General features: G+C 67.6%; 22 protein-coding genes. 18 read left to right on the forward strand and 4 right to left on the reverse strand.

Going from position 1 to position 20,554, the window contains the following annotated elements:
- Position 1: 1 nt before the first annotated feature.
- From OHB26_RS14170 to OHB26_RS14180, 3 genes are all read right to left on the reverse strand, one after another.
- Complete coding sequence (locus OHB26_RS14170) at positions 2 to 556, reverse strand: hypothetical protein (protein WP_330184634.1); 555 nt, start codon at positions 554 to 556, stop codon at positions 2 to 4.
- 67 nt (positions 557 to 623) lie between these two features.
- Positions 624 to 1,280 carry a hypothetical protein gene (locus OHB26_RS14175; protein ID WP_330184635.1) on the reverse strand — a complete coding sequence of 219 codons (657 nt, stop codon included), beginning with the start codon at positions 1,278 to 1,280 and terminating at the stop codon, positions 624 to 626.
- A gap of 102 nt (positions 1,281 to 1,382) precedes the next feature.
- Positions 1,383 to 2,363 (reverse strand): hypothetical protein, encoded by a 981-nt coding sequence (locus OHB26_RS14180; protein WP_330184636.1) that lies wholly within the window; start codon positions 2,361 to 2,363, stop codon positions 1,383 to 1,385.
- A gap of 65 nt (positions 2,364 to 2,428) precedes the next feature.
- Here OHB26_RS14180 and OHB26_RS14185 point away from each other — a divergent pair, with 65 nt between their 5' ends.
- The 13 genes from OHB26_RS14185 (at position 2,429) to OHB26_RS14245 (ending at position 13,807) form a co-directional block, all read left to right on the forward strand.
- The gene (locus OHB26_RS14185) at positions 2,429 to 3,421 is read left to right on the forward strand and encodes a Ppx/GppA phosphatase family protein (RefSeq protein ID WP_330184637.1); all 993 of its coding nucleotides are present in this window, start codon (positions 2,429 to 2,431) and stop codon (positions 3,419 to 3,421) included.
- Positions 3,418 to 5,391: a hypothetical protein gene (locus OHB26_RS14190; protein WP_330184638.1), complete on the forward strand. Its 1,974-nt coding sequence runs from the start codon at positions 3,418 to 3,420 to the stop codon at positions 5,389 to 5,391. The genes OHB26_RS14185 and OHB26_RS14190 overlap by 4 nt, the downstream gene beginning before the upstream one ends.
- Before the next feature lie 14 nt (positions 5,392 to 5,405).
- Positions 5,406 to 6,335, forward strand: a complete 930-nt coding sequence (locus tag OHB26_RS14195) for a sugar phosphate isomerase/epimerase family protein (RefSeq protein ID WP_330184639.1) — start codon at positions 5,406 to 5,408, stop codon at positions 6,333 to 6,335.
- An 81-nt stretch (positions 6,336 to 6,416) separates the two neighbouring features.
- Entirely contained in the window at positions 6,417 to 7,313 is an 897-nt protein-coding gene (locus tag OHB26_RS14200; RefSeq protein ID WP_330184640.1) for a thioesterase family protein, read from the forward strand.
- Between the two features lie 35 nt (positions 7,314 to 7,348).
- Entirely contained in the window at positions 7,349 to 8,170 is an 822-nt protein-coding gene (proC, locus tag OHB26_RS14205) for a pyrroline-5-carboxylate reductase (RefSeq protein ID WP_330184641.1), read from the forward strand.
- A gap of 175 nt (positions 8,171 to 8,345) precedes the next feature.
- Complete coding sequence (locus OHB26_RS14210; protein WP_228566073.1) at positions 8,346 to 8,597, forward strand: helix-turn-helix domain-containing protein; 252 nt, start codon at positions 8,346 to 8,348, stop codon at positions 8,595 to 8,597.
- 224 nt (positions 8,598 to 8,821) lie between these two features.
- Positions 8,822 to 8,923 carry a 30S ribosomal protein bS22 gene (locus tag OHB26_RS14215; RefSeq protein ID WP_003402602.1) on the forward strand — a complete coding sequence of 34 codons (102 nt, stop codon included), beginning with the start codon at positions 8,822 to 8,824 and terminating at the stop codon, positions 8,921 to 8,923.
- Between the two features lie 216 nt (positions 8,924 to 9,139).
- The gene (locus OHB26_RS14220; protein ID WP_330185638.1) at positions 9,140 to 10,171 is read left to right on the forward strand and encodes an NAD-dependent epimerase/dehydratase family protein; all 1,032 of its coding nucleotides are present in this window, start codon (positions 9,140 to 9,142) and stop codon (positions 10,169 to 10,171) included.
- Positions 10,168 to 11,181 (forward strand): lysophospholipid acyltransferase family protein, encoded by a 1,014-nt coding sequence (locus tag OHB26_RS14225; protein ID WP_330184642.1) that lies wholly within the window; start codon positions 10,168 to 10,170, stop codon positions 11,179 to 11,181. The genes OHB26_RS14220 and OHB26_RS14225 overlap by 4 nt, the downstream gene beginning before the upstream one ends.
- 146 nt (positions 11,182 to 11,327) lie before the next feature.
- Positions 11,328 to 11,561, forward strand: coding sequence for a hypothetical protein (locus OHB26_RS14230; protein WP_330184643.1), 234 nt, complete (start codon positions 11,328 to 11,330; stop codon positions 11,559 to 11,561).
- The gene (locus tag OHB26_RS14235) at positions 11,558 to 12,037 is read left to right on the forward strand and encodes a Clp protease N-terminal domain-containing protein (protein WP_330184644.1); all 480 of its coding nucleotides are present in this window, start codon (positions 11,558 to 11,560) and stop codon (positions 12,035 to 12,037) included. The genes OHB26_RS14230 and OHB26_RS14235 overlap by 4 nt, the downstream gene beginning before the upstream one ends.
- Before the next feature lie 13 nt (positions 12,038 to 12,050).
- Positions 12,051 to 12,962, forward strand: a complete 912-nt coding sequence (locus tag OHB26_RS14240; RefSeq protein ID WP_330184645.1) for an ABC transporter ATP-binding protein — start codon at positions 12,051 to 12,053, stop codon at positions 12,960 to 12,962.
- Complete coding sequence (locus OHB26_RS14245; RefSeq protein WP_330184646.1) at positions 12,962 to 13,807, forward strand: ABC transporter permease; 846 nt, start codon at positions 12,962 to 12,964, stop codon at positions 13,805 to 13,807. Before OHB26_RS14240 ends, OHB26_RS14245 begins: the two co-directional genes overlap by 1 nt.
- A gap of 37 nt (positions 13,808 to 13,844) precedes the next feature.
- On the opposite strand, the gene OHB26_RS14250 is transcribed toward OHB26_RS14245, so the two are convergent.
- The gene (locus OHB26_RS14250) at positions 13,845 to 14,900 is read right to left on the reverse strand and encodes an HAD family hydrolase (protein ID WP_442942943.1); all 1,056 of its coding nucleotides are present in this window, start codon (positions 14,898 to 14,900) and stop codon (positions 13,845 to 13,847) included.
- A 99-nt stretch (positions 14,901 to 14,999) separates the two neighbouring features.
- Here OHB26_RS14250 and OHB26_RS14255 point away from each other — a divergent pair, with 99 nt between their 5' ends.
- The 5 genes from OHB26_RS14255 to OHB26_RS14275 all read left to right on the forward strand — a co-directional run bounded on the left by OHB26_RS14255 (position 15,000) and on the right by OHB26_RS14275 (position 20,456).
- Positions 15,000 to 15,260 (forward strand): glutaredoxin family protein, encoded by a 261-nt coding sequence (locus OHB26_RS14255; RefSeq protein ID WP_330184647.1) that lies wholly within the window; start codon positions 15,000 to 15,002, stop codon positions 15,258 to 15,260.
- A 340-nt stretch (positions 15,261 to 15,600) separates the two neighbouring features.
- Positions 15,601 to 16,368, forward strand: a complete 768-nt coding sequence (locus OHB26_RS14260) for a redox-sensing transcriptional repressor Rex (RefSeq protein ID WP_330184648.1) — start codon at positions 15,601 to 15,603, stop codon at positions 16,366 to 16,368.
- On the forward strand, positions 16,365 to 17,753 hold the full coding sequence (locus OHB26_RS14265; protein ID WP_330184649.1) for a glutamyl-tRNA reductase: 1,389 nt from the start codon (positions 16,365 to 16,367) through the stop codon (positions 17,751 to 17,753). Before OHB26_RS14260 ends, OHB26_RS14265 begins: the two co-directional genes overlap by 4 nt.
- Before the next feature lie 8 nt (positions 17,754 to 17,761).
- Positions 17,762 to 18,820, forward strand: a complete 1,059-nt coding sequence (hemC, locus tag OHB26_RS14270; protein WP_442943012.1) for a hydroxymethylbilane synthase — start codon at positions 17,762 to 17,764, stop codon at positions 18,818 to 18,820.
- A gap of 73 nt (positions 18,821 to 18,893) precedes the next feature.
- Positions 18,894 to 20,456 carry a bifunctional uroporphyrinogen-III C-methyltransferase/uroporphyrinogen-III synthase gene (locus OHB26_RS14275; protein WP_309230536.1) on the forward strand — a complete coding sequence of 521 codons (1,563 nt, stop codon included), beginning with the start codon at positions 18,894 to 18,896 and terminating at the stop codon, positions 20,454 to 20,456.
- Positions 20,457 to 20,554: the final 98 nt, after the last annotated feature.

Below are 20,554 nucleotides of genomic sequence, written 5' to 3' on the forward strand. Positions count from 1 at the left end.
CTTACGAGCTGCCGAACAAGCCGCCGGACAGACCGCCGAGGATCTTGCCCGCACTGCCGGAGCCGCCGCTACCGGTGCCCGCGCCCGGGTTGGTGGTGGTGGGCGGAGTGGTCGGAGGCGTGGTGGGCGGTGTCGTCGGAGGCGTGGTGGTCGGCGGTGTGGTGGGGGGCGTGGTCGGCGGGGTCGTGGTCGAACCGCTCGACACATTGATCACGATCGACCGGGTGTTGCCACCCTGCGAGGCGGTCAGAATGTGCTGTCCGGCCGTGCTCGGGGTCCAGTCGATGGAGGCGTGCCCGACCGGCCACGGCACCTTGGGACCGCTGAAGTCGTTGCCGTTATCGCTCCAGTAGACGAGCAGGCCGATCGAGGCCCCGCTCAGATCGGCACTGAGCGTGTAGGTGTTGCCGACCCGGAAATCCGAACCCGAGATGGTGACGGTGTCGACATTGGCCTGGGCCGTAGGCGACAGCGCGAGGACGAGCCCCGCGCCACCGGCGACGGCCGCCGCGGCGATGCCCGCGCCGATGCGGCGGCGAGAAGTGTTGTTGCGCATGAAGTCTCCTGTGCATACCTGGGGATAACTCTGTGCCCCAGGGAATTTCGAAGGGGAGCGTTCGGCGTCAGAGACCGAACGGGAGCAGGCCGTCCGCGCTGCCCGTGCCGCCGCCGCTGGGCTTGGTGGTGGTCGGCGGGGCCGTGGTGGTCACCGGCGGAGTGGTGGTCGGCGGGACCGTGGTGGGCGGCGTCGTGGTCACCGGGGGTTCGGTGGTCGGCGGCGCGGTCGTGGTCGGCGGCACCGTGGTGGTGGGCGGCGCGGTCGTGGTCGGCGGTTCGGTGGTGGGCGGGACCGTGGTGGTCGGCGGCACCGTGGTGGTGGGCGGGACGGTGGTGGTGGGCACCGATCCGTCGGTCACGGTCACCACGAGCGATTTGGTGCTGCTGCCCTGCGAGGCCGTGATCACATGCTGTCCAACGCTCCTCGGCGTCCAGTCCAGGCTGGCGTGGCCGACCGGCCACGGCACCTTACCGGCGGGGGTGAGGCTGTCGCCGTTATCGCTCCAGTAGACGAGCAGGCCGATGGAGGCACCGCCGAGGTCGGCATTGAGGGTGTAGCTGTTGCCGACCTTCAGATCGCTGCTCGAGATGCTGATCGAGTTGACCGCGGCATTGGCCCGGGGCGCTTCGGGCGCGGCGAGGACGGCGATGACGCCCGTCGCGACGGCGAGCCCGGCGAGTCCGGCGCCCAGTACGCGCCGGTTGGGCGGAGTGTTGCTCATGTTTTCTCCTGTGCTGCGGCCCACGAGGGGTGTGGGTCCGTCGCACAGTAGGTGAGCAGTGAAGTGAAACGGGGTGCTTTCAGAAAGTTACCCGTGAGTTAATTAACCCCGTTTAGTGGTGGTGGCCTTCTTCGCCCCGGTCGCGGCCTTGGTCGCGGCGGGCACCGTGCCCGCCTTCTCGGCGGCCTTGCGCACGCTCTCGCCCGCCTTGTTCGCGATGGCGGCCTCGTCCTCGGCCTTCTGCCGCGCGATCACGGTGGCCGGATGCACCGCCACGATCCCGAGCCCCTGCCGCCGCCGGCAGTGCTGCGCCAGCTCGTCATAGCCGGGCTTGCCGATCAATTCGATCAGCTCCGGTGCGTACGCCTCCCACACCGGCCGGGTGCCGACATGTGCGTCCGGTGAGCCGGTGCAGTACCAGTTCAGGTCCAAACCGCCCGGCCCCCAGCCGCGGCGGTCGTACTCGCCGATCACCGTACGCAGAATCTGCACCCCGTCCGGCCGGTCCACCCAATCCTGGGTGCGGCGGATGGGCAGCTGCCAGCACACCTCGGGCTTGACCGTGAGCGGCTCCAGGCCCTTGCGCAGCGCCATGGTGTGCAGGGCGCAGCCGATGCCGTTCTCGAAGCCCGGCCGGTTGAGGAAGATGCACGCGCCGTCCACCCGCCGGGTGCGCAGCGCGGGCTCGTCGTCGAGGTCGTCCTCTTCCAGATACAGCTTCTTGCGGACCTTGCCCTCCTTGTCGAGGGCCTTCGGCATGAGCTGCCAATCCTCGGGTGTGAGCATTTTCACAGCCTTGGCCAACTTCTTGCCGTCGTCCTCGTCGGAGAGGAACGCGCCGTGCGAACAGCAGCCGTCATCCTCGCGTCCGGCGATGATGCCCTGGCATGCCGGAGTGCCGAAAACGCACGTCCAGCGCGACAACAGCCAGGTCATGTCCGCCGCGATCAAATGCTCGTCATTAGCCGGGTCGACAAACTCGATCCACTCGCGCGGGAAGTCGAGCTCTACTTCTGGAGCCGGGTCGATCTTCGCCGCTGGTCGCAGCCCGGTCGGGCCACTCGCGGATGCACCTGCCGTCACAGTGCGGAACGCTAACAGCTCAGTCGCCTGGCCTGAAGTCGTGACGCACCCAGTACCGTGTTCTTGTGCGGCTAGGTGTACTCGATGTGGGAAGCAATACCGTTCACCTGCTGGTGGTGGACGCGCATCGCGGTGGCCACCCGATGCCGATGAGCTCGACGAAGGCCACTTTGCGGCTGTCCGAGAGCATGGACGATCAGGGCCGGATCACGCCCGCGGGAGCCGCCAGGCTGACCGCGACTGTGGCCGAGTTCTCAAGTATCGCAAAGACTTCCGGCTGCGCGGAGTTGATGGCGTTCGCCACATCCGCGGTGCGTGAGGCCGCCAATTCCGAAGAGGTTCTGGCCCGCGTGCGCAGTGCGACCGGGGTCAATCTGCAGGTCTTGACCGGAGCCGAGGAGGCGAACCACACCTTCCTGGCGGTGCGCCGCTGGTACGGCTGGAGCGCCGGGCGGATTCTGAACCTGGATATCGGCGGCGGCTCGCTCGAGATGAGCAATGGCGCGGACGAACAACCCGATGTCGCTCTCTCGTTGCAGTTGGGTGCGGGCCGGCTCACCCGGGATTGGCTGCGGCACGATCCGCCGGGCAAGCGCCGGGTCGCGGTGCTGCGCGATTGGCTCGACGCCGAGCTGGTGCTGCCGTCCAAGCAACTGCTCGAGGTGGGTCGCCCGGATCTGGCGGTCGGCACCTCCAAGACCTTCCGCTCGCTGGCCCGGCTGACCGGTTCGGCCCCCTCCGCCGCGGGTCCGCGGGTGCGGCGTACCCTCACGAGTTCCGGCTTGCGGCAACTGATTGCGTTCATATCGAGAATGACCGCCGCGGACCGTGCAGAATTGGAAGGCGTGAGTTCGGATCGGTCACAGCAATTGGTGGCCGGCGCGCTGGTCGCGGAGGCGAGTATGCGGGCATTGTCACTGGATACGCTGGAAATCTGTCCCTGGGCACTGCGTGAGGGATTGATCCTGCGAAAACTTGATACCGACCTGGGTAGCGAACCGATAACTGGCGGCTCCAACGGCGGCCAGCCGGGCACGATCGAAACGGTGTCTCGATGACCGAGGATATTAGTCAACTGTCCGTCGCCGAACTGTTGGCGCGAAACGGGCAGGGCGCGGCCCCCAATGCGGGTGGTGGCGGGCGCAGACGTCGGAGTGGGCGCGGCATTTCGGTCGCGGATCTGACCGGCGATATTCCGATGGTGCGGAACGGATCGTCCTCGCACGCGGCATCGGATGAGGACGGGGACGGCACGTACGAGGAAAGCGCCGCGGTCGCTTCCGCGCCCCAGCCTAATTCGGTCGAAACGGACTATTCAAACTTTTCGAACTACTCGAATAATTCTGACTACTCGAACTTTCCGGATTACTCGGACTTTTCCTACGGCTCGCCCACTCCGCAGGCCGACTATCCGGACTACTCCGGCTACACCGCCCCCGCCGAGCCGGAACCCGCGTACTCCCCACTCTCCGGCCCCATTTCGTACTACGACCCGCTGGCCGCACCAGCGCCCCCGTCGCTACCCGAGCCGTCCGGCTACCAGTGGTCGGACGGCTCCGACCGTCTGAACGGCCATGCCGCCCCCGGCCTGGAACAGCCGCGCTCCGGGCGTCGCCGCAAGCCCGATCCGCTCGATGCCGACGTCTCGCTCGCCGAGATCGAAGATCCGACCGCCGCCCGTGACGAGGGCGGCCGGCGCCGCCGCTTCGATCCGGAAGAGGACACCACCGACGAGGTGCGCCCCTTCCGCGGTACGGGCCGCACCCCCGGCGGCAACGACAGCGCCATGGGCGCTCTCGACAGCGCCGGCCGCTCCCGCCAATTCGATGCCGCGCCCGCCTGGTCGCCGGAGCCACAGCCCGCCCCCGGTTTCGACCCCCTGGCAGCCTCGCTCGCGCCCCCGCCGACCCAGGCCGCACCCGCCGCCCCGCCGATGTCCCGTTCGGCCCGCAGGCATGCCGAGGCGCAGCGCGCGGCCGAGGTCGAGCGTCAGGCCCCGCCCGCCCGCCCCGAGCCGCAGCCGTGGCAGCAGCCGGAGCCGTGGCAGCAGCCGGAGCCGCAGTGGCAGAACGACTCCCGGCGCCAGCCCGAGCCCTGGCAGAACGGGGCACGCCAGCCCGAGCCGGATTGGCAGAACGGCGTACAGCAGCCCCAGCCCCAGCCGCCGCAGTCCTGGCAGGGGCAGGACCAGTGGCATGACGACGAACCGGTCGCTCCGCGTCAGGACGAGCCGCGCCGCAACGGCCGCCCCGGCCGCGGTGCCCCCGAACCGGCCCGGGGTGCGGAGCCCGGTCGTGGGGCCCTGCCCGCGTGGTCGGCGCGAAGACGCCCGGCGCCCGAACCCGCCGCGCACGAGCAGGGTTCGATTCCGACCACCGCCTGGACCTCACCGGATCAGGATCAGCAACTGGTCTCCGGCGGCACGGTTGCCGGAGATCTGCTGCACAATGCGCTCGAGCGTGAAGACGAACGCGCGGAACGGGATGCGCGACGCGGCGGCAAACGTCGCATCGGTGGTTCGCGCCGCCGCGGGCATGACGATCATCCGGAGCCGGACGAACATCTCACCGATGTCTACTCCCCGCTCGACGAGGATGACGACGATTACGACGACGACGACGATTACGACGACGAGCCCCGGATCTCCATGGCCGAGCGCTTTTCGGCGGTCACGTCGAAGTTCACGGCGCGCGCCGGATCGCTCACCGCCGGAAGGAAATCCGCGCCCGCCCGGGCGGCCGGAAATCGGCTTCCCACCGAGGACGAGAACCGTCGCCAATGGATGATCCTGGGCGGGCAGAGTGTCGGCGCGGCGGTCGCGGGCATGTTGCTGTTCAAGGGTTTCGAACGCATGTGGGAAATGCTTCCGTGGGTTGCCCTGGCGCTGGCGATGATCGTGATTCTCGGTTTGGTGGCACTCGTTCGCGTATTGCGCCGCACCGATGACATTTTCAGCACTGTGATTGCCGTCGTCGTAGGCGTCTTTGTGACGCTCGGACCGCTAGCCTTTCTACTCAGTACGAACTGAGCAGGGAGCGGGCAGTGGGGAATAACGCGCAGGGGGCGAACGAAAACCGAGCCGGTCGAAGGGAAGTCCGAATCGGCCTCTCCTCGGCTTCGGTCTATCCGGAGAACACCGAGGCCGCGTTCCGGTACGCGGCCGAACTCGGTTACGACGGCGTCGAATTGATGGTGTGGGCCGAACCGGCCAGCCAGAGCATCTCGACCGTGCAGTCGTTCATGCACAAATACGGGATGCCGGTGCTGGCGGTGCACGCGCCGTGTCTGCTGATCTCGCAACGGGTCTGGGGGTCGGACCCGATCGCGAAGCTCACCCGCAGCGTGCACACCGCCGAGGCGCTGGGCGCGGCCACCGTGGTGGTGCATCCGCCGTTCCGCTGGCAGCGCCGCTACGCCGACGGCTTCGCCGCGCAGGTGGCCGAGCTGGAGAACGCCAGTCCGGTCGCGGTCGCGGTGGAGAATATGTTTCCCATGCGGGTGGATACGCTCTTCGGTCGCGGCGGCGGTTCGGTGAAGCGGCTGGAGCGCCGGGGTGGTCCGGGTCCGTCCATCACCACCTTCAGCCCGTCCTTCGACCCGACCGATACCGGTTTCCGGCACTACACCCTCGACACTTCGCATACCGCGACGGCGGGGGTGGACCCGCTGGTACTGGCGCGTCGCATGGCCTCCGGCCTGACCCATCTGCATCTGGCCGACGGTCGTGGCGCCGCGACGGACGAACACCTCATTCCGGGCGAGGGCACCCAGCCGGTGGCCGAGCTCTGTGAGATGTTGCTGGCCAATGATTTCGGCGGTCAGGCCGTGATCGAGGTGAACACCCAGCCGGCGCGCACCACCATGGATCGCGCCGCCATGCTCAATCGCGCCCTGACCTTCGCGCGCACGCATCTCAATGGCGTCGCCCCGGCCACCGCGCCGCACCCCGAGCCGACCGGCGTCCGCGGCTGAAGTGATTCATCCCACGAGATGGGGAGTTCGCCGATAGGTCGCTTGTACGCTGTACAAACCGACAGTGGAGAGGACCAGCGGATGACAACGGAGTTGACCGTCGAGCCGGATCAGGCGAGCCCGCGCGCCGACGCGCCCTTCAGCCGGGTCTGCGCGGTGGCCGAACTCCAGTCGGAGGATCCCGGTATCGGCCGCTACGCCGGCGTCATCGACGGCATCTGGACCATCGGCAAGAAGCTGCACGGCGGCACCATGGTCGCCGGCAGCGCCGCGGCCGCCACCGAATGGCTGCGCCGCACAGCCCCCGAGCGCGCCGATATGTTCCCCATCGCCGCCAGCTCCGACTTCCTCGGCGCACCCGATCCGGGCGCGGTCGAGTACGAGGTCCGCACCCGCAAGATCGGCCGCCAGATCTGCCTCATCGACGCGAGCCTGATCCAGAACGGCCGCACCCTGGTGCACACCGCCTTCACGTTCAGCCACCTGGACGACACCGCCCCGGTCTACGCCGCCGACCACGCCCAGGACATGCCCGCCGAACCCGATGAGCACGCCCTCGGCTACGACGACGACAACCCGATGGGCAAGATCGTCCATGTGGCACAGGGCTCTTCGGTCGCCCTCGACGCGAAGTGGGCGCGCTTTCTCTCCGGTGAAACCTCCGAACCCCGTCTGCGCCTGTGGATTCGGCCCTTCGACGGTGATGAGCGGGATCCGGACGTCTCCGCCTTCTTCGCCATGATGGCCGCCGACATGTCCCCGCCGGTTCCGATGAACCTCGGCCACTTCGGCTGGGCCCCAACGGTTCAGCTCACCACCTACCTGCGCCGTCGCCCGGCTCCGGGCTGGCTGCGCGTCATCGCGCACGCCCGCGAGGTCGGCGGTCGCATGTTCGACGAGGATCAACTCGTCATCGATTCCACGGGTGCGATCGTCGCGCAGAGCCGTCAGCTCGCCCTCATCCCGCAATCGCGATAAAGCCCTTTCCCGCCCACCCACTAACCTTGATTTCCATGACAAGAGTTGCGGTGATCGGTGGAGGCCGGATCGGGGAGGCGTTGCTCGCCGGACTCCTCGAATCCGGGCGGGCGAGTAAAGATCTGGTGGTGGTCGAGCCGGTACCGGCGCGCGCGGAATTGCTGGCGCAGCGTTTCGGGGTGCGGGTTACCGACGTGGTCGCCGATGCCGCCGTCGGCGCGGATCTGATCGTGATCGCCGTGAAGCCGCAGGATGTGGACGGTGTGGTCACCGAATTGGCCAAGGCCGAGCTCGGTGAGCAGGAGAACGAGGCGGTGATCGTCTCGCTGGCCGCGGGCGTGCCGACCATCAAGTTCGAGGCGAAGCTGCCCGCCGGTTTCCCGGTGGTGCGGGTCATGTCGAACACCCCGATGCTGGTGGGTCAGGGCATGAGCGCCATCGCGCCCGGCCGCTATGCCCGCAAGGAGCAGTTGGCGCAGGTCGCCGAGGTGCTGGAGTCGGTCGGCAAGGTGGTCACGGTCTCCGAATCGCAGATCGACGCGGTCACCGCGGTCTCGGGTTCGGGTCCGGCGTACTTCTTCCTGGTGGTCGAGGCCATGATCGACGGCGCGGTCGGCCTGGGCCTGACCCGCGATGTGGCGACCCAGTTGGTGGTGCAGACCATGCTCGGTTCGGCCGCCCTGCTGGAGGAGTCCACGCAGTCCGCGGTGGAGTTGCGCGCGGCCGTCACCTCGCCCGCGGGGACCACGGCGGCGGGATTGCGGGAACTGGAGCGGGGTGCGGTGCGCTCGGCGTTCCACGAGGCGCTGAACGCCGCGAAACGCCGCTCCGTCGAACTGGGCGCGAGCGCTGATTAGCGCTACTTCCCAGTAGCTCGTTTGCTGCCGGAGCCCGACTCGCCACAGCAAAGGCTGATTTCTCACACCCGTCGCAGCAACACCACTGGTCCCGCTAAGCTTCAAGGAGCACGTGCGTGTCTGTTCCGCCGGTGGGGAAGCCGGCGGCGCGGGCGTGCCGGAGGTCAGTGGCGCAATGATGTCTGGAAACAGTCAAGCGAGGTCCGCGAACACCCCAGTCAGCGCAGTCGGCGGAAATGTTCTCGGTGGCGGAACGCAGTTCCTCACCGTGGCCGAAGTGGCGAATCTGATGCGGGTATCAAAAATGACGGTGTACCGGTTGGTGCATTCGGGAGAGCTGCCCGCGGTGCGGGTCGGTCGATCTTTCCGAGTGCACGCGAAGGCCGTGCACGACTATCTGGAGACGTCTTACTTCGACGCGGGGTGATCCCCGCGTAAGTCGAGGCGTAGAGCGGAACGAGCGGGTCGGCCCGGTTCCGGGCCACCCGTTTCGTTCGCTCGTCAGTGGCCCGGTAACATGAACCGGCATCCTGTACGTGCCGGTGGTGCCGTCGGGTCCATGTCGGCCCGTATCGGGTAGGACTGTGCAGGGTTGAAAGTGTGCTCCCCGCGAAGGTGGGGGTGACCCGAGAGAACGCGAGGAACAACCCTATGGGTTCTGTGATCAAGAAGCGCCGCAAGCGCATGTCGAAGAAGAAGCACCGCAAGCTGCTTCGCCGCACGCGCGTTCAGCGCAGGAAACTCGGCAAGTAAGCGCTGCGTCGTAGCTGGAAGCCCGTCACCTCGGTGGCGGGCTTCCAGCTTTTTTACGGTGACCGAACTCATCGTTAGATCCTGGTTAATACTCTTCGGAGAGCCCCTGTCTCGCGGTTACCCTTGGAGCGCGGGAAAACTAGAAATGGGGGCTTGCGAGTGGGATCCGGTGTGACAGGTTCAGGCACCCGGGACGGTTCGGCGCCCAAGATCGTGATGGTGACCGGCGCGAGTCGGTTCTTCGGTGGCAATGTGGTGGCCCGGCTGGCGGCCGACCCTGCCATCGAACGCATTATCGCGGTCGACGCCAAACAACCGAGCCCGGAGTTGCTACGTCGCATGGGCCGGGCCGAATTCGTTCGCGCCGATATTCGAAATCCGTTGATACGCAAGGTGATCGACGGCAATCAGGTGGATACGGTGGTGCATCCCGCGGCACTGTCGCGCCCACCCGCCGGCGGCGGCCGGGCGGCCATGAAGGACATGAACGTACTGGGAGCCATGCAATTGTTCGCGGTGTGCCGCAAGGCATCCAGCGTGCGCCGCGTGGTGGTGCGTTCCTCCTCCGCCGTATATGGCTGCAGCGCCAAGGATCCGGTGAAATTCACCGAGGAGATGAGTGCCCGCACCCCGCCACGCGGCTGGTTCGCGCGGGACATGATCGAGGTGGAGGGATTCGTGCGCGGTTTGGCGCGCCGTCGTCCCGATATCTGTACCGCGATATTGCGTTTCCCGCCGATCGTGGGGCCGCAGTTGGCGAATCGCGGTGTGCAGTATTTCCGTTCGCCGGTGACGCCGACCATTCTGGGTCGCGATCCGAGAATGCAGCTGCTGCACGAGGAGGACGCGATTGCCTCGCTCACCCATGCCGCACTGGGTGCGCCGGGTGGTACGTTCAACGTAGCGGGTGACGGTGCGATGGCATTGTCGCAGGCGATACGCCGAGCGGGCCGGATCGAAATGCCGGTGCCGTACAACATGTTTCGAACTATCGGCCGCACCCTGATGGGTCCGGTGATGCGGGAGTTCACCGCCGAACAAATCGACTATTTTCATTTCGGCTGCGGTCTGGACACCACCAGAATGCGCAGCGAGCTGGGTTTCGAACCGCGCTGGACCACGGTGCAGGCTTTCGACGACTTCATAGGGGGCGCAGCGTTGCGGCCCGTGATCGATCCTCGCTGGATCGATGCCGCAGAGAACAAACTTCTCGGCCTGCTCGGGGCCGGGACGGGAGCACACCAATGAGTGATGTAGCGAAGGTGATTCGACTTCACGACGTGGATATCGAGGCGCGGCATCGGCCGTCGCGCGTCTGGCCGGGGGAGCGGGCGCTGCAGCCGGTGACCTCGCTGACCGACCGGCTCGCCGAAGTCGAGGCACGCCAGCCCAAGTCGTTGAGCGAGATGTTGCGGGGGGCGGTGGTCGAGGGGGTCGGCCGCACCGCCGACTTCGCGCGTCGTCGCCTCACCGGTGACTATCAGGTCGACGAATTCGGTTTGGATGAGCACCTTTTGGAGACGGTGCTGCTGCCGATGATGCGCCCGCTCGCGGAACTGTGGTTCCGCGTGGAGGTCAGCGGTATCGAGAATATTCCGGAGGCGGGCGGTGCGCTGATTGTCGCCAATCACGCCGGCACGGTTCCGATCGACGGCATGATGCTGCAGTTGGCGGTGCATGACAAGCATCCCAAACAGCGCGCGCTGCGACTGCTGGCGGCGGATCTCATTTTCGAACTGCCGTTGATCGGCGGAATGGCGCGTAAGGCCGGGCACACCCTGGCCTGCCCCGCCGATGCCGAGAGGCTTTTGCGCGCGGGCGAAGTCGCGGGCGTATTCCCCGAGGGCTACAAGGGCATCGGCAAGCCGTTCGGCGACCGCTACAAGCTGCAGCGTTTCGGCCGTGGCGGTTTCGTCTCGGCGGCGGTGCGCACCGGGGTGCCGATCATTCCGTGCTCGATTGTCGGTTCTGAGGAGATCTACCCGAAGATCGCCGATCTCAAGCCGCTCGCCCGTCTGCTCGGTCTGCCGTATTTCCCTGTGACGCCGACATTTCCGCATCTGGGTCCGCTGGGCGCGATCCCGCTCCCGTCGAAGTGGTACATCGAATTCGGTGAGCCGATTCCGACCACCGAATACGAGCCGTCGGATGCCGATGATCCGATGACCATGTTCGAGATCACCGATCAGGTGCGCGAAACCATTCAGGGCACGCTGTACAAGAATCTCACCAAACGCCGTAATCCCTTCACCGGATAGTATTGGCGGATAAAGAATCAGGGTGCGGCCCGGTCCAATTGGACCGGGCCGCACTGCTTTTCGGCGGGCACGCGGGCGGCGCACGGCCGCCGACGTCTAAGCAACTTGTGTTGACTACTGCCGGTTAGTCAACTACGGTTGCTTGCATGGCCGCTGATGACATGCACCCCGCCCAGGACCCGGCCGACCGGTTGGCCGCCGTGGTGGCCCTGCGACGGTTGGCGGACCAGCTGGAAGACGCCGCCGTCGAACAGGCGATGCGCGCGAACTGGAGCTGGCCGCAGGTCGCCGAGGCGCTCGGCGTCACCCGACAGGCGGTGCACAAGAAACACGCCAAGCGGCTCATCGCCGCGGGCGTCTCGCTGAGGAGGCGACAATGACCAGCTTCGACAAATACCTGCACGCGATCCTCACCCGCGGGTCCGAACATGCTCGAGTCGATGGATCGGCGACGATCGAAGCCCAGCATCTGCTGCTCGCGATCGCCGCCGAGGCGGATCCCGGCACCGATCGAATCCTGGCCGCCGCCGGTCTGACCGAGCACGGCATCCGAGCCGCACTGGACCGCGAATTCGAGCACAGCCTGGCGGCGGCGGGGGTGTCCGTCGCCGATTACGCACTGCCGCACCCGCGTCCGGCCGCCGAGCGCCCGCAGAATATGGGCGCTTCGCTCAAACTCGCGCTCGACCGGACCTTCACCACCGTCCGCCGGAGCGAGGTCCGCCCGGAACATCTGTTGCTCGGCATTCTGCGAGCGGAGGTCGGGACCGTGCCCAGGGCGCTCACCCTCGCCGGTATCGACCTCCCGGACCTGCGCGCGCGGATCGAACGGGAACTCTCCGAACATCAAGTGTGAAAGGCGAATTGCGATGCACACCGATACGGTCGTGCTCGATGTCGAGGGCCTGCGCATGCGCTATGGCAACACCGATGTCCTGCACGATGTGACTTTCGCGGCGCGGCGGGGCGAGGTGCTCTGCCTGCTCGGGCCGAACGGTGCGGGCAAGACCACCACCATCGAAATCTTGGAAGGGTTCCGGCTGCGCTCGGCCGGTCGGGTCGAGGTGCTCGGCACGGATCCCGCACGCGCCGGGGAGGATTGGCGGGCGCGGGTCGGAATCGTCCTGCAATCCTGGCGTGACCACGGCAAATGGCGGGTCCGGGAACTTTTGGCGCACGTGGGCCGGTACTACGCCGGGTACGCCACCGCGGCGATCGAACGCCCTTGGGACGTAGATCAATTGGTGGCCGCGGTCGGTCTCGCCGAGCAGGCGGATCGCAAGGTGCGCATGCTCTCGGGCGGACAACGCCGTCGATTGGATGTGGCGATCGGCCTGGTCGGCCGTCCCGAATTGGTTTTCCTGGACGAGCCCACCGCCGGGCTGGACCCGATTGCCCGCCGCGCGTTCCATGAACTCATCGAGAAGTTGGCCACCGAGGGCGACACCACCATCGTGCTCACCACGCATGATCTGGCCGAAGCCGAGAAACTGGCCGACCGGATTCTGGTGCTGGACGCGGGCCGGATCATCGCGGACGGCACCGCCGCCGAACTCGCCGCGCAGATCGCCGGGGCCGATGAGGTGCGCTGGACGTGTGCCGGACAGCACTTCCGGCAGACCACCGCCGAATCGACGGCCTTCGCCTTCGACCTGTTCCAGCGGTACGGCGCCGCGATCGACAACCTGGAGATCCGCCGGGCTTCGCTGGAGGACACCTATCTGTCGCTGGTGCACCGGGCCGAGACCGCCGCGGCCCTCGACGCCGAGGAGGCGGCCTGATGAATCCCACCGCACGCGCCTGGCGGATCGGCTGGTCGCGCGGCCTGATCGAATTGCGGCAGTCCTTCACCAATGGTGAGGAGTTGTTCAGTCATTTCCTCTGGCCGGTACTCATGGTGACCACCCTGTTCTTCCTGCGCGATGTGTCCTTCGGACAAACCGGATTCGCGCTCGGCGCACTGGTACTGCCGAGCATTCTCGGCATGAACGCGGCCATGTCGATGGTCAGCATGAGTCAACAGCTCACCGCCGACCGCGAGGACGGAACCCTGTTGCGCGCCAAGGCGACACCGCACGGCATGGTCGGTTATCTGATCGGGCGGATCGTGTCGGTCTCGGGTGGGCTGCTGGCCGATCTGGCCATCTTCCTGATTCCCGCGCTGTTCATCGTTTCCGGGCTCGCCATCGGTGACCTCACGGCCTGGCTGACCCTGGTCTGGGTGCTGGCGCTGGGTTTGGTGGCGACGCTGCCGATCGGTGCGGTGCTGGGTTCGATATTCACCAGCGCGCGCAGTCAGGGGCTGCTCACGCTCCCGGTGCTGGGCGTGATCGCGATCTCCGGAATCTTCTATCCGATCGCGGCGCTACCGGTGTGGGTGCAGGTCATCGCCCAGGTGTTTCCGATCTACTGGCTCGGCCTGGGTATGCGCTCGGCGCTGCTGCCGGACAGTGCGGTGACCGTAGAACTCGGCGATTCCTGGCGACATTTGGAAACCATTGCGGTGCTGGGTGTTTGGGCAGTGCTGGGTCTGCTCGTCGCGCCCGTGGTGCTGCGTCGAATGGCCCGGCGGGAATCGGGAACCAGTGTGGCGCGACGACGTGAGAAGGCCTTGCGGCGCGTCTGAACGCAGCCGGGTCGACCGTAGCGGAGCGCGCCGAGCCCTAGCTCGCGCGCGCTTCGCGTTTGCGGCTGATGACCGCGGCCGCCGCACCACCGGCCGCGCCGAGCGCGAGCGCCGTGGGCACACCGACTTTCGCGGCCTTGCGGCCGGTGCGGAAGTCGCGAATTTCCCAGCCGCGATTCTTGGCGACCTCGCGTAGGTCCGCGTCCGGATTGATCGCCACGGCCGTGCCGGCCAGCGAGAGCATGGGCACGTCATTGTGGCTGTCCGAATAGGCGGTGCAGCGCTTGAGATTCAGACCCTCGCGAATGGCCAGGGTGCGGACCGCGTGCGCCTTGCCGAGTCCGTGCAGGATGTCGCCGACCAAGCGGCCGGTGAACACCCCGTCATGGCTTTCGGCGACCGTGCCGAGCGCGCCGGTGAGCCCGAGCCGCTTGGCGATGACCTGCGCCAGCTCCACCGGTGTCGCGGTGACCAGCCACACCTGCTGTCCGGCATCGAGGTGCATCTGGGCGAGCGCGCGGGTGCCGGGCCAGATCTTGTCGGCGATGATCTCGTCGTAGATCTCCTCGCCGAGCGCTGCGAGTTCGGCGGTGGGGCGCCCGGCGATGAACTCCAGGGCGCGCTCCTTACCGCTGCTCATATCGGCGCTGTTCTCTTTGCCGGTGACCCGGAACTTCACCTGTTTCCAGGCGATATCGACCAGGTCGGAGGTCTTGAAGTATTTGCGGGCGGCCAGACCGCGGGCGAAGTGCACGATGGACGCGCCCTGCACCATGGTGTTGTCCACATCGAAGAACGCGGCCGCGGTGAGATCGCGCGGTATCGCCGGTCTCGGCTCGTCGTAAAGCGAGCGCGGGGAGGCGGCGCGCAACTCGGCGTCGTGCAGCGCGAGCGCGGCATCGGCGCTGGCCTCACCGGCCAGATTGGCGCGCACCTCTTCCTCGCTGGGGCCGAACGGGCTGCGGGTGATTCTGGTGAACTGGTCCTGCAGACCCTGTCCCCAGCGGGCCGGGAATTCCCCGAATCGGCCCGCGATCAATCCCGACCGCGAGTCCTTCGAACCCGTTCCGGCCTCTTTCGATCGTTCCGGCACCAGTACCTCCGCCTGTTAGCGCGAACAATGTCCACAGTAACGCCCAGGGGTGACGTGGACGTAGACGCCGAACGACATGACGGGTGTTGAATGTTCGATATGAGTGTGCCCGCCCATTCGGTGACCCTGTTGACGCGCAATGGCTGCGGACTCTGCGCGGTCGCACTGGAGCAATTGCGGCCCATCTGCGCCGAGTTCGATGTCGAGATCGCACTCGTGGATGTGGACGAGGCCGCCGCCACCGATCCCGGCCTGCGCGCGGAGTACGGCGATCGACTGCCGGTGGTGCTGTTGAACGGCCGCGAACACAGCTATTTCGATGTGGACGAGCCGCGCTTACGCGCCGATCTCGCGCGTTGAAACAGCGGGTCGTCCGGTTCGCTCCCCACTCGGCCCGACGCCACCCCGTAACCGGGTGTTCGAGTGTTCGATTCCCGGCGCGTTGCATGGCGGGTTCGGGTTGTGCGGGGTTGAATGAATCCCGGGGCAGGAGGCCCCCGGCAAAGTGACTGAATTCACCGACTTTGTGCAGGGCTTCACAAGCGGTTACGGTGGTGGCACGCAACCCCGCCCTCAGCGGAAGCGACCCCGAACCCCTGACTCGACCTCGTCTGTTATGACCGCCCAGTGACGGTCACCGGCGTCGGGTCACAAAAGAACCCGGACACTCACCCCCGGCCGGACGAGGAGCGCAAGCGACGTGACAGAGCAGCATGAGACGCCGCAGAGTGGTGTCTCGGCCAAGGCTCTGCAGAAGGACATCCCGCAGGCCACGGTGGCGCGTCTCGCCACCTATCTCCGGGTTCTCGCCGTGCTCGCCGACGATGGTGTTGCCATCGTATCGAGTGAGGAACTGGCTGTCGCGGCGGGTGTCGGTTCCGCCAAGTTGCGCAAGGATCTTTCCTTCCTCGGGCCCAACGGTGTTCGCGGTGTCGGGTACGACGTGATCAAGCTGCGCGACCGCGTCGAGGATGTGCTCGGACTCTCCGAGGGACACCGGGTGGTCCTGGTCGGCGCGGGTCATCTGGGCCGCGCGTTGGTCGGCTACGGCGGTTTCCGGCGGCGCGGTTTCGCCATGGTCGGGCTCTTCGACAACGATCCGACGGTGATCGGCACCACGGTGTGCGGGCTACCGGTACGCGACGTGTCCGAATTGACCGATGCGGTGGCGGTATTGGAGCCGACCATCGCGGTCATCACCACGCCGGACGCCGCCGCACAGGGCGTCTGCGATCGGCTGGTCGCGGCGGGCGTGCTGTGCATTCTGAGCTTCTCGCCGGTGGCGCTGGACGCGCCGCCGCACGTGGAGGTGCGGCGGGTGGATCTGGCGGTGGAGATGCAACTGCTCTCCTTCGAGCTCGCCCGCAATGCGGAGGCCGCGCCGGAGCCGGTGGCCGCCGTTGGCGATTCGGTGGGCGTGATCTACACGCCGGAGGCAACCAGCAAGGGAGCGGTGGTCCAGCCATGAGTGTGCTTCTCGTCGGGATCTCACATCGCAGCGCGCCGGTTGCGGTGCTCGAGAAGATCGCGATCACCGAGCACGATCGGCCCAAGCTGACCGAGAAGATGCTGGCCTCCAGCCACGTCTCCGAAGCCATGATCGTCTCCACCTGCAATCGCGTGGAGATCTACGCCGTCGTCGATGCCTTCCACCCCGCGCTCGGCGAGATCAGCGAACTGCTGACCAAGCACTCCGGGCTACCGCTGCCCGAACTCACCAAGCACGCCTACGTCCGCTACGCCGAGGCCGCCGCCGAGCATCTGTTCGCCGTCGCCTCCGGACTGGATTCGATGGTCGTCGGCGAGCAGCAGGTGCTCAGCCAGATTCGCGCCGCCTACGCCGCCTCGGATTCCCAGCAGGCCGCCGGGCGCACCCTGCACGAGCTGGCCCAGCATTCGCTGCGGGTCGGCAAGCGGGTGCACTCGGAGACCGGGATCGATCGCGCGGGCGCGTCGGTGGTGTCGGTCGCCCTCGATCGCGCGCGACTGGTGCTCGGTCCGCTCGAAGGCCGCACCGCGCTGGTGCTGGGCGCCGGGGCCATGGGTGGTCTCGCGGTCGCGCAGCTGGCGCGGGCCGGGGTCGCTCGCATCATCGTGGTGAACCGGACGCTGGAACGTGCTGAGCGGCTTGCCAATACGGCCACCACCATGCACGGCGTCGCCGCCGCGGCGATGGATATCGCGCGCCTGGTCGAGGCCATGGCCGCGGCCGAGGTCGTGGTCACCTGTACCGGCGCGGTCGGCACCGTGGTCAGCATCGCCGATGTGCACCATGCGCTTTCGGCCTCCGGCGCGAGCGAGCAGCTGGTCATCTGCGATCTGGGCCTGCCCCGCGATGTGGATCACGCCGTCGCCGGACTGCCGGGCGTCACCGTCATCGATATGGAGACGCTGCAGCGCGATCCGTCGGCCGGCGCGGCCGCTGACGATACCGCCGCCGCCCGCACCATCGTCGCCGACGAACTCGCCAAATACCTTGCCGGACAGCGAATGGCCGAGGTCACCCCGACCGTGGCCGCACTGCGGCAGATGGCCGCCGATGTGGTCGAGGGTGAGCTGTTGCGGCTGGATTCGCGACTACCCGGCCTCGATGCCGCGCATCGCGAGGAGGTGGCGCGTACCGTGCGCCGCGTCGTCGACAAACTGCTGCACGCGCCGACGGTGCGGGTCAAGCAGTTGGCCTCCACGCCCGGCGGGGACAGTTACGCCGAAGCGCTGCGTGAGCTGTTCGAACTCAAACCCGGTGCGGCGCAGGCGGTTGCGGCCCCGATGGAGATCTCCACACCGGCCGGCGTGCTGGCCGACGATTTCACCGCCGCCCATTCGGGGGACGAACAGGGGCTGACCGCATGACCGGAGCGATGGTGCAGGACATACAGACAGGGCGGGAAGCCGTGCCGGACACAAAGCGTGGAACCGTCGACGCGCCGTGGCGCATCGGTACTCGAGGCTCGCTGCTGGCCCTGACCCAGGCCGGGCATGTGCGCGACGAGCTGATCGCCGCCGGGCAGCAGGCCGAGCTGGTGATCGTCAAGACCGCGGGCGATCAGTCCTCCGCGCCGGTGCAGACCATCGGCGTCGGCGTCTTCACCGCCGCGCTGCGTGACGAATTGGCCGCGGGCACAGTCGATATCGCGGTGCACTCGTACAAGGATCTGCCGACCGCGCAGGATCCGAGATTCGAAATCGCGGCCATTCCGCCGCGCCAGGATCCGCGCGATGCCCTGGTGGCGCGCGACGGCCTGGTGCTGGGCGAACTGCCCGCGGGCGCTCGGATCGGAACCTCCGCCCCGCGCCGCGCCTCACAGCTGCTGGCACTCGGCCTCGGCGTCGAGATCGTGCCGCTGCGCGGCAATCTCGACACCAGACTTTCCAAAGTCGCCAATGGTGAACTCGATGCCGTCGTGGTGGCCCGGGCCGGGCTGGCCCGGATCGGCCGCCTCGATGCCGTGACCGAATCGCTGGAGCCGGTGCAGATGCTGCCCGCCCCCGCGCAGGGCGCGCTCGCGGTCGAATGCCGCAGCGAGGACACCGAACTCGTGACCATCCTGTCCGCCCTCGACGATGCCGGCACCCGCGCCGCCATCACCGCCGAGCGGGCGCTGCTGGCCGAACTGGAGGCGGGTTGCACCGCCCCGATCGGCGCGCTGGCCGAGGTCGTCGAATCCCTCGACGATGACGGCCGGGTGGTGGATGAACTGTCGCTGCGCGGTTGTGTGGCGGCGATCGATGGCTCGGACACCATCCGGGCCTCTGTGGTCGGCTCGCTCGCGGATGCCGCGGAACTGGGCCGTGCACTGGCGCGTGAGCTCTTGGAGCTGGGGGCGCGCGACCTGCTCAGTGACCCCGGGGACGGCAGCCCGGTGGCCGAGCAATCCGACGACAGCAGCAATCCCAGCCCAATGGAGAATATTCGATGAGTGAGCGCAGCGAACGAATCACGGACACAGCGCCTGCGGGCACCGCTGCGCCGAGCCCTAGCGAGGTGCAGCGGTGAGCCGAGCGACGAAGAAGCACCCCGGCCGGATCCTTTTCGTAGGGTCCGGGCCCGGTGATCCTGCGCTGCTGACCGTGCGTGCCCGTGAGGTGCTGGCGCGGGCCGAGCTCGCGTTCACCGATCCCGATGTCGACAAGGGCGTGCTCGCCCTGATCGGCACCGCCTCCGAGCCGGGCCCCGACGGGCAGTTGCCCGTCGATGTGCGCCCCGCGCTCGGTGACGCGGCCGAGGTCGCCAAGACGCTGATCGCCGAGGCCCGCAATGGTTTCGACGTGGTGCGCCTGGTCTCCGGTGACCCGCTGACCACCGATTCGGTGATCCAGGAGGTCAATGCCGTCACCCGCTCGCACCTGATGTTCGAGGTGCTGCCGGGTCTGTCGGCCGGAACCACGGTGCCCGCCTACGCGGGAATCGAATTGGGCTCGAGTCACACCGAGGTCGATGTGCGCGGTGAGGTGGACTGGGCGGCCGTCGCGGCGGCGCCCGGTCCGCTGGTGCTGCACGCCACCTCCGGACATCTGGCCGAGACGGCCAGTGCGCTGGTGGAGCACGGTATGGCCCCGCAGACCCCGGTCGCGGTGACCGTGCGCGGCACCACCCGGCAGCAGCGCACCATCGACGCCACGCTGGCGACGCTGAACAACGCGGCCTCGGAGATGGTTGGCCCGCTGGTGGTCACCGTCGGCAAAGAGGTCGAGAAGCGCGCCAAGACCTCCTGGTGGGAGTCGCGGGCGCTGTACGGCTGGACCGTTCTGGTGCCGCGCACCAAGGAGCAGGCCGGTGAGATGAGCGAGAAGCTCGTCATGCACGGCGCGATTCCGATGGAAGTTCCGACCATTGCCGTCGAGCCGCCGCGCAGCCCCGCCCAGATGGAGCGCGCGGTCAAGGGTTTGGTCGACGGCCGCTACCAATGGGTGGTCTTCACCTCCACCAACGCGGTGCGCGCGGTGTGGGAGAAGTTCGGCGAATTCGGTTTGGACGCACGGGCTTTCTCCGGCGTGAAGATCGCCTGCGTGGGCGAGGCCACCGCGGAGAAGGTGCGCTCGTTCGGCATCAACCCGGAGCTGATCCCCAGTGGTGAGCAGTCCTCGGAGGGTCTGCTGGCCGACTTCCCGCCGTACGACGACGTTTTCGATCCGGTGAACCGGGTGCTGTTGCCGCGCGCGGATATCGCCACCGAAACCCTGGCCGAGGGTCTGCGCGACCGCGGCTGGGAGATCGACGATGTCACCGCGTACCGCACCGTGCGGGCCTCCCCGCCGCCGGCGGAAACCCGCGAGATGATCAAGACCGGCGGTTTCGACGCGGTGCTGTTCACCTCGTCCTCCACCGTCCGGAACCTGGTCGGTATCGCAGGTAAGCCGCACGCTCGCACCATCGTCGCCTGCATCGGCCCCAAAACCGCCGAGACGGCAATCGAATTCGGCCTGCGCGTGGATGTCCAGCCCGAAATCGCCCAGGTGGGCCCGCTCGTCGAGGCGCTCGCCGAGCACGCCGCCCACCTGCGCGCCGAGGGCCTGTTGCCCCCGCCGCGCAAGAAGAGCCGCCGCAGCCGCTGATCCGGCCGCAGTCGAGGCGAACCGGCCCCCGCATCCGATGGTGCGGGGGCCGTTCCTGTTCGACCTCGGAGTCATTGCCCATGGAAGTGATGGCATTT

Source organism: Nocardia sp. NBC_01503 (genome assembly GCF_036327755.1).
In the GTDB taxonomy this organism is placed as follows: domain Bacteria; phylum Actinomycetota; class Actinomycetes; order Mycobacteriales; family Mycobacteriaceae; genus Nocardia.

Coding starts and splice junctions, on each gene's coding strand:
- OHB26_RS14170 (WP_330184634.1), bottom strand. CDS start 556: ATGCGCAACAACACTTCTCGCCGCCGCATCGGCGCGGGCATCGCCGCG.
- OHB26_RS14175 (WP_330184635.1), bottom strand. CDS start 1,280: ATGAGCAACACTCCGCCCAACCGGCGCGTACTGGGCGCCGGACTCGCC.
- OHB26_RS14190 (WP_330184638.1), top strand. CDS start 3,418: ATGACCGAGGATATTAGTCAACTGTCCGTCGCCGAACTGTTGGCGCGA.
- OHB26_RS14200 (WP_330184640.1), top strand. CDS start 6,417: ATGACAACGGAGTTGACCGTCGAGCCGGATCAGGCGAGCCCGCGCGCC.
- proC (WP_330184641.1), top strand. CDS start 7,349: ATGACAAGAGTTGCGGTGATCGGTGGAGGCCGGATCGGGGAGGCGTTG.
- OHB26_RS14210 (WP_228566073.1), top strand. CDS start 8,346: ATGATGTCTGGAAACAGTCAAGCGAGGTCCGCGAACACCCCAGTCAGC.
- OHB26_RS14215 (WP_003402602.1), top strand. CDS start 8,822: ATGGGTTCTGTGATCAAGAAGCGCCGCAAGCGCATGTCGAAGAAGAAG.
- OHB26_RS14220 (WP_330185638.1), top strand. CDS start 9,140: ATGGTGACCGGCGCGAGTCGGTTCTTCGGTGGCAATGTGGTGGCCCGG.
- OHB26_RS14225 (WP_330184642.1), top strand. CDS start 10,168: ATGAGTGATGTAGCGAAGGTGATTCGACTTCACGACGTGGATATCGAG.
- OHB26_RS14230 (WP_330184643.1), top strand. CDS start 11,328: ATGGCCGCTGATGACATGCACCCCGCCCAGGACCCGGCCGACCGGTTG.
- OHB26_RS14235 (WP_330184644.1), top strand. CDS start 11,558: ATGACCAGCTTCGACAAATACCTGCACGCGATCCTCACCCGCGGGTCC.
- OHB26_RS14240 (WP_330184645.1), top strand. CDS start 12,051: ATGCACACCGATACGGTCGTGCTCGATGTCGAGGGCCTGCGCATGCGC.
- OHB26_RS14245 (WP_330184646.1), top strand. CDS start 12,962: ATGAATCCCACCGCACGCGCCTGGCGGATCGGCTGGTCGCGCGGCCTG.
- OHB26_RS14255 (WP_330184647.1), top strand. CDS start 15,000: ATGAGTGTGCCCGCCCATTCGGTGACCCTGTTGACGCGCAATGGCTGC.
- OHB26_RS14265 (WP_330184649.1), top strand. CDS start 16,365: ATGAGTGTGCTTCTCGTCGGGATCTCACATCGCAGCGCGCCGGTTGCG.
- hemC (WP_442943012.1), top strand. CDS start 17,762: ATGGTGCAGGACATACAGACAGGGCGGGAAGCCGTGCCGGACACAAAG.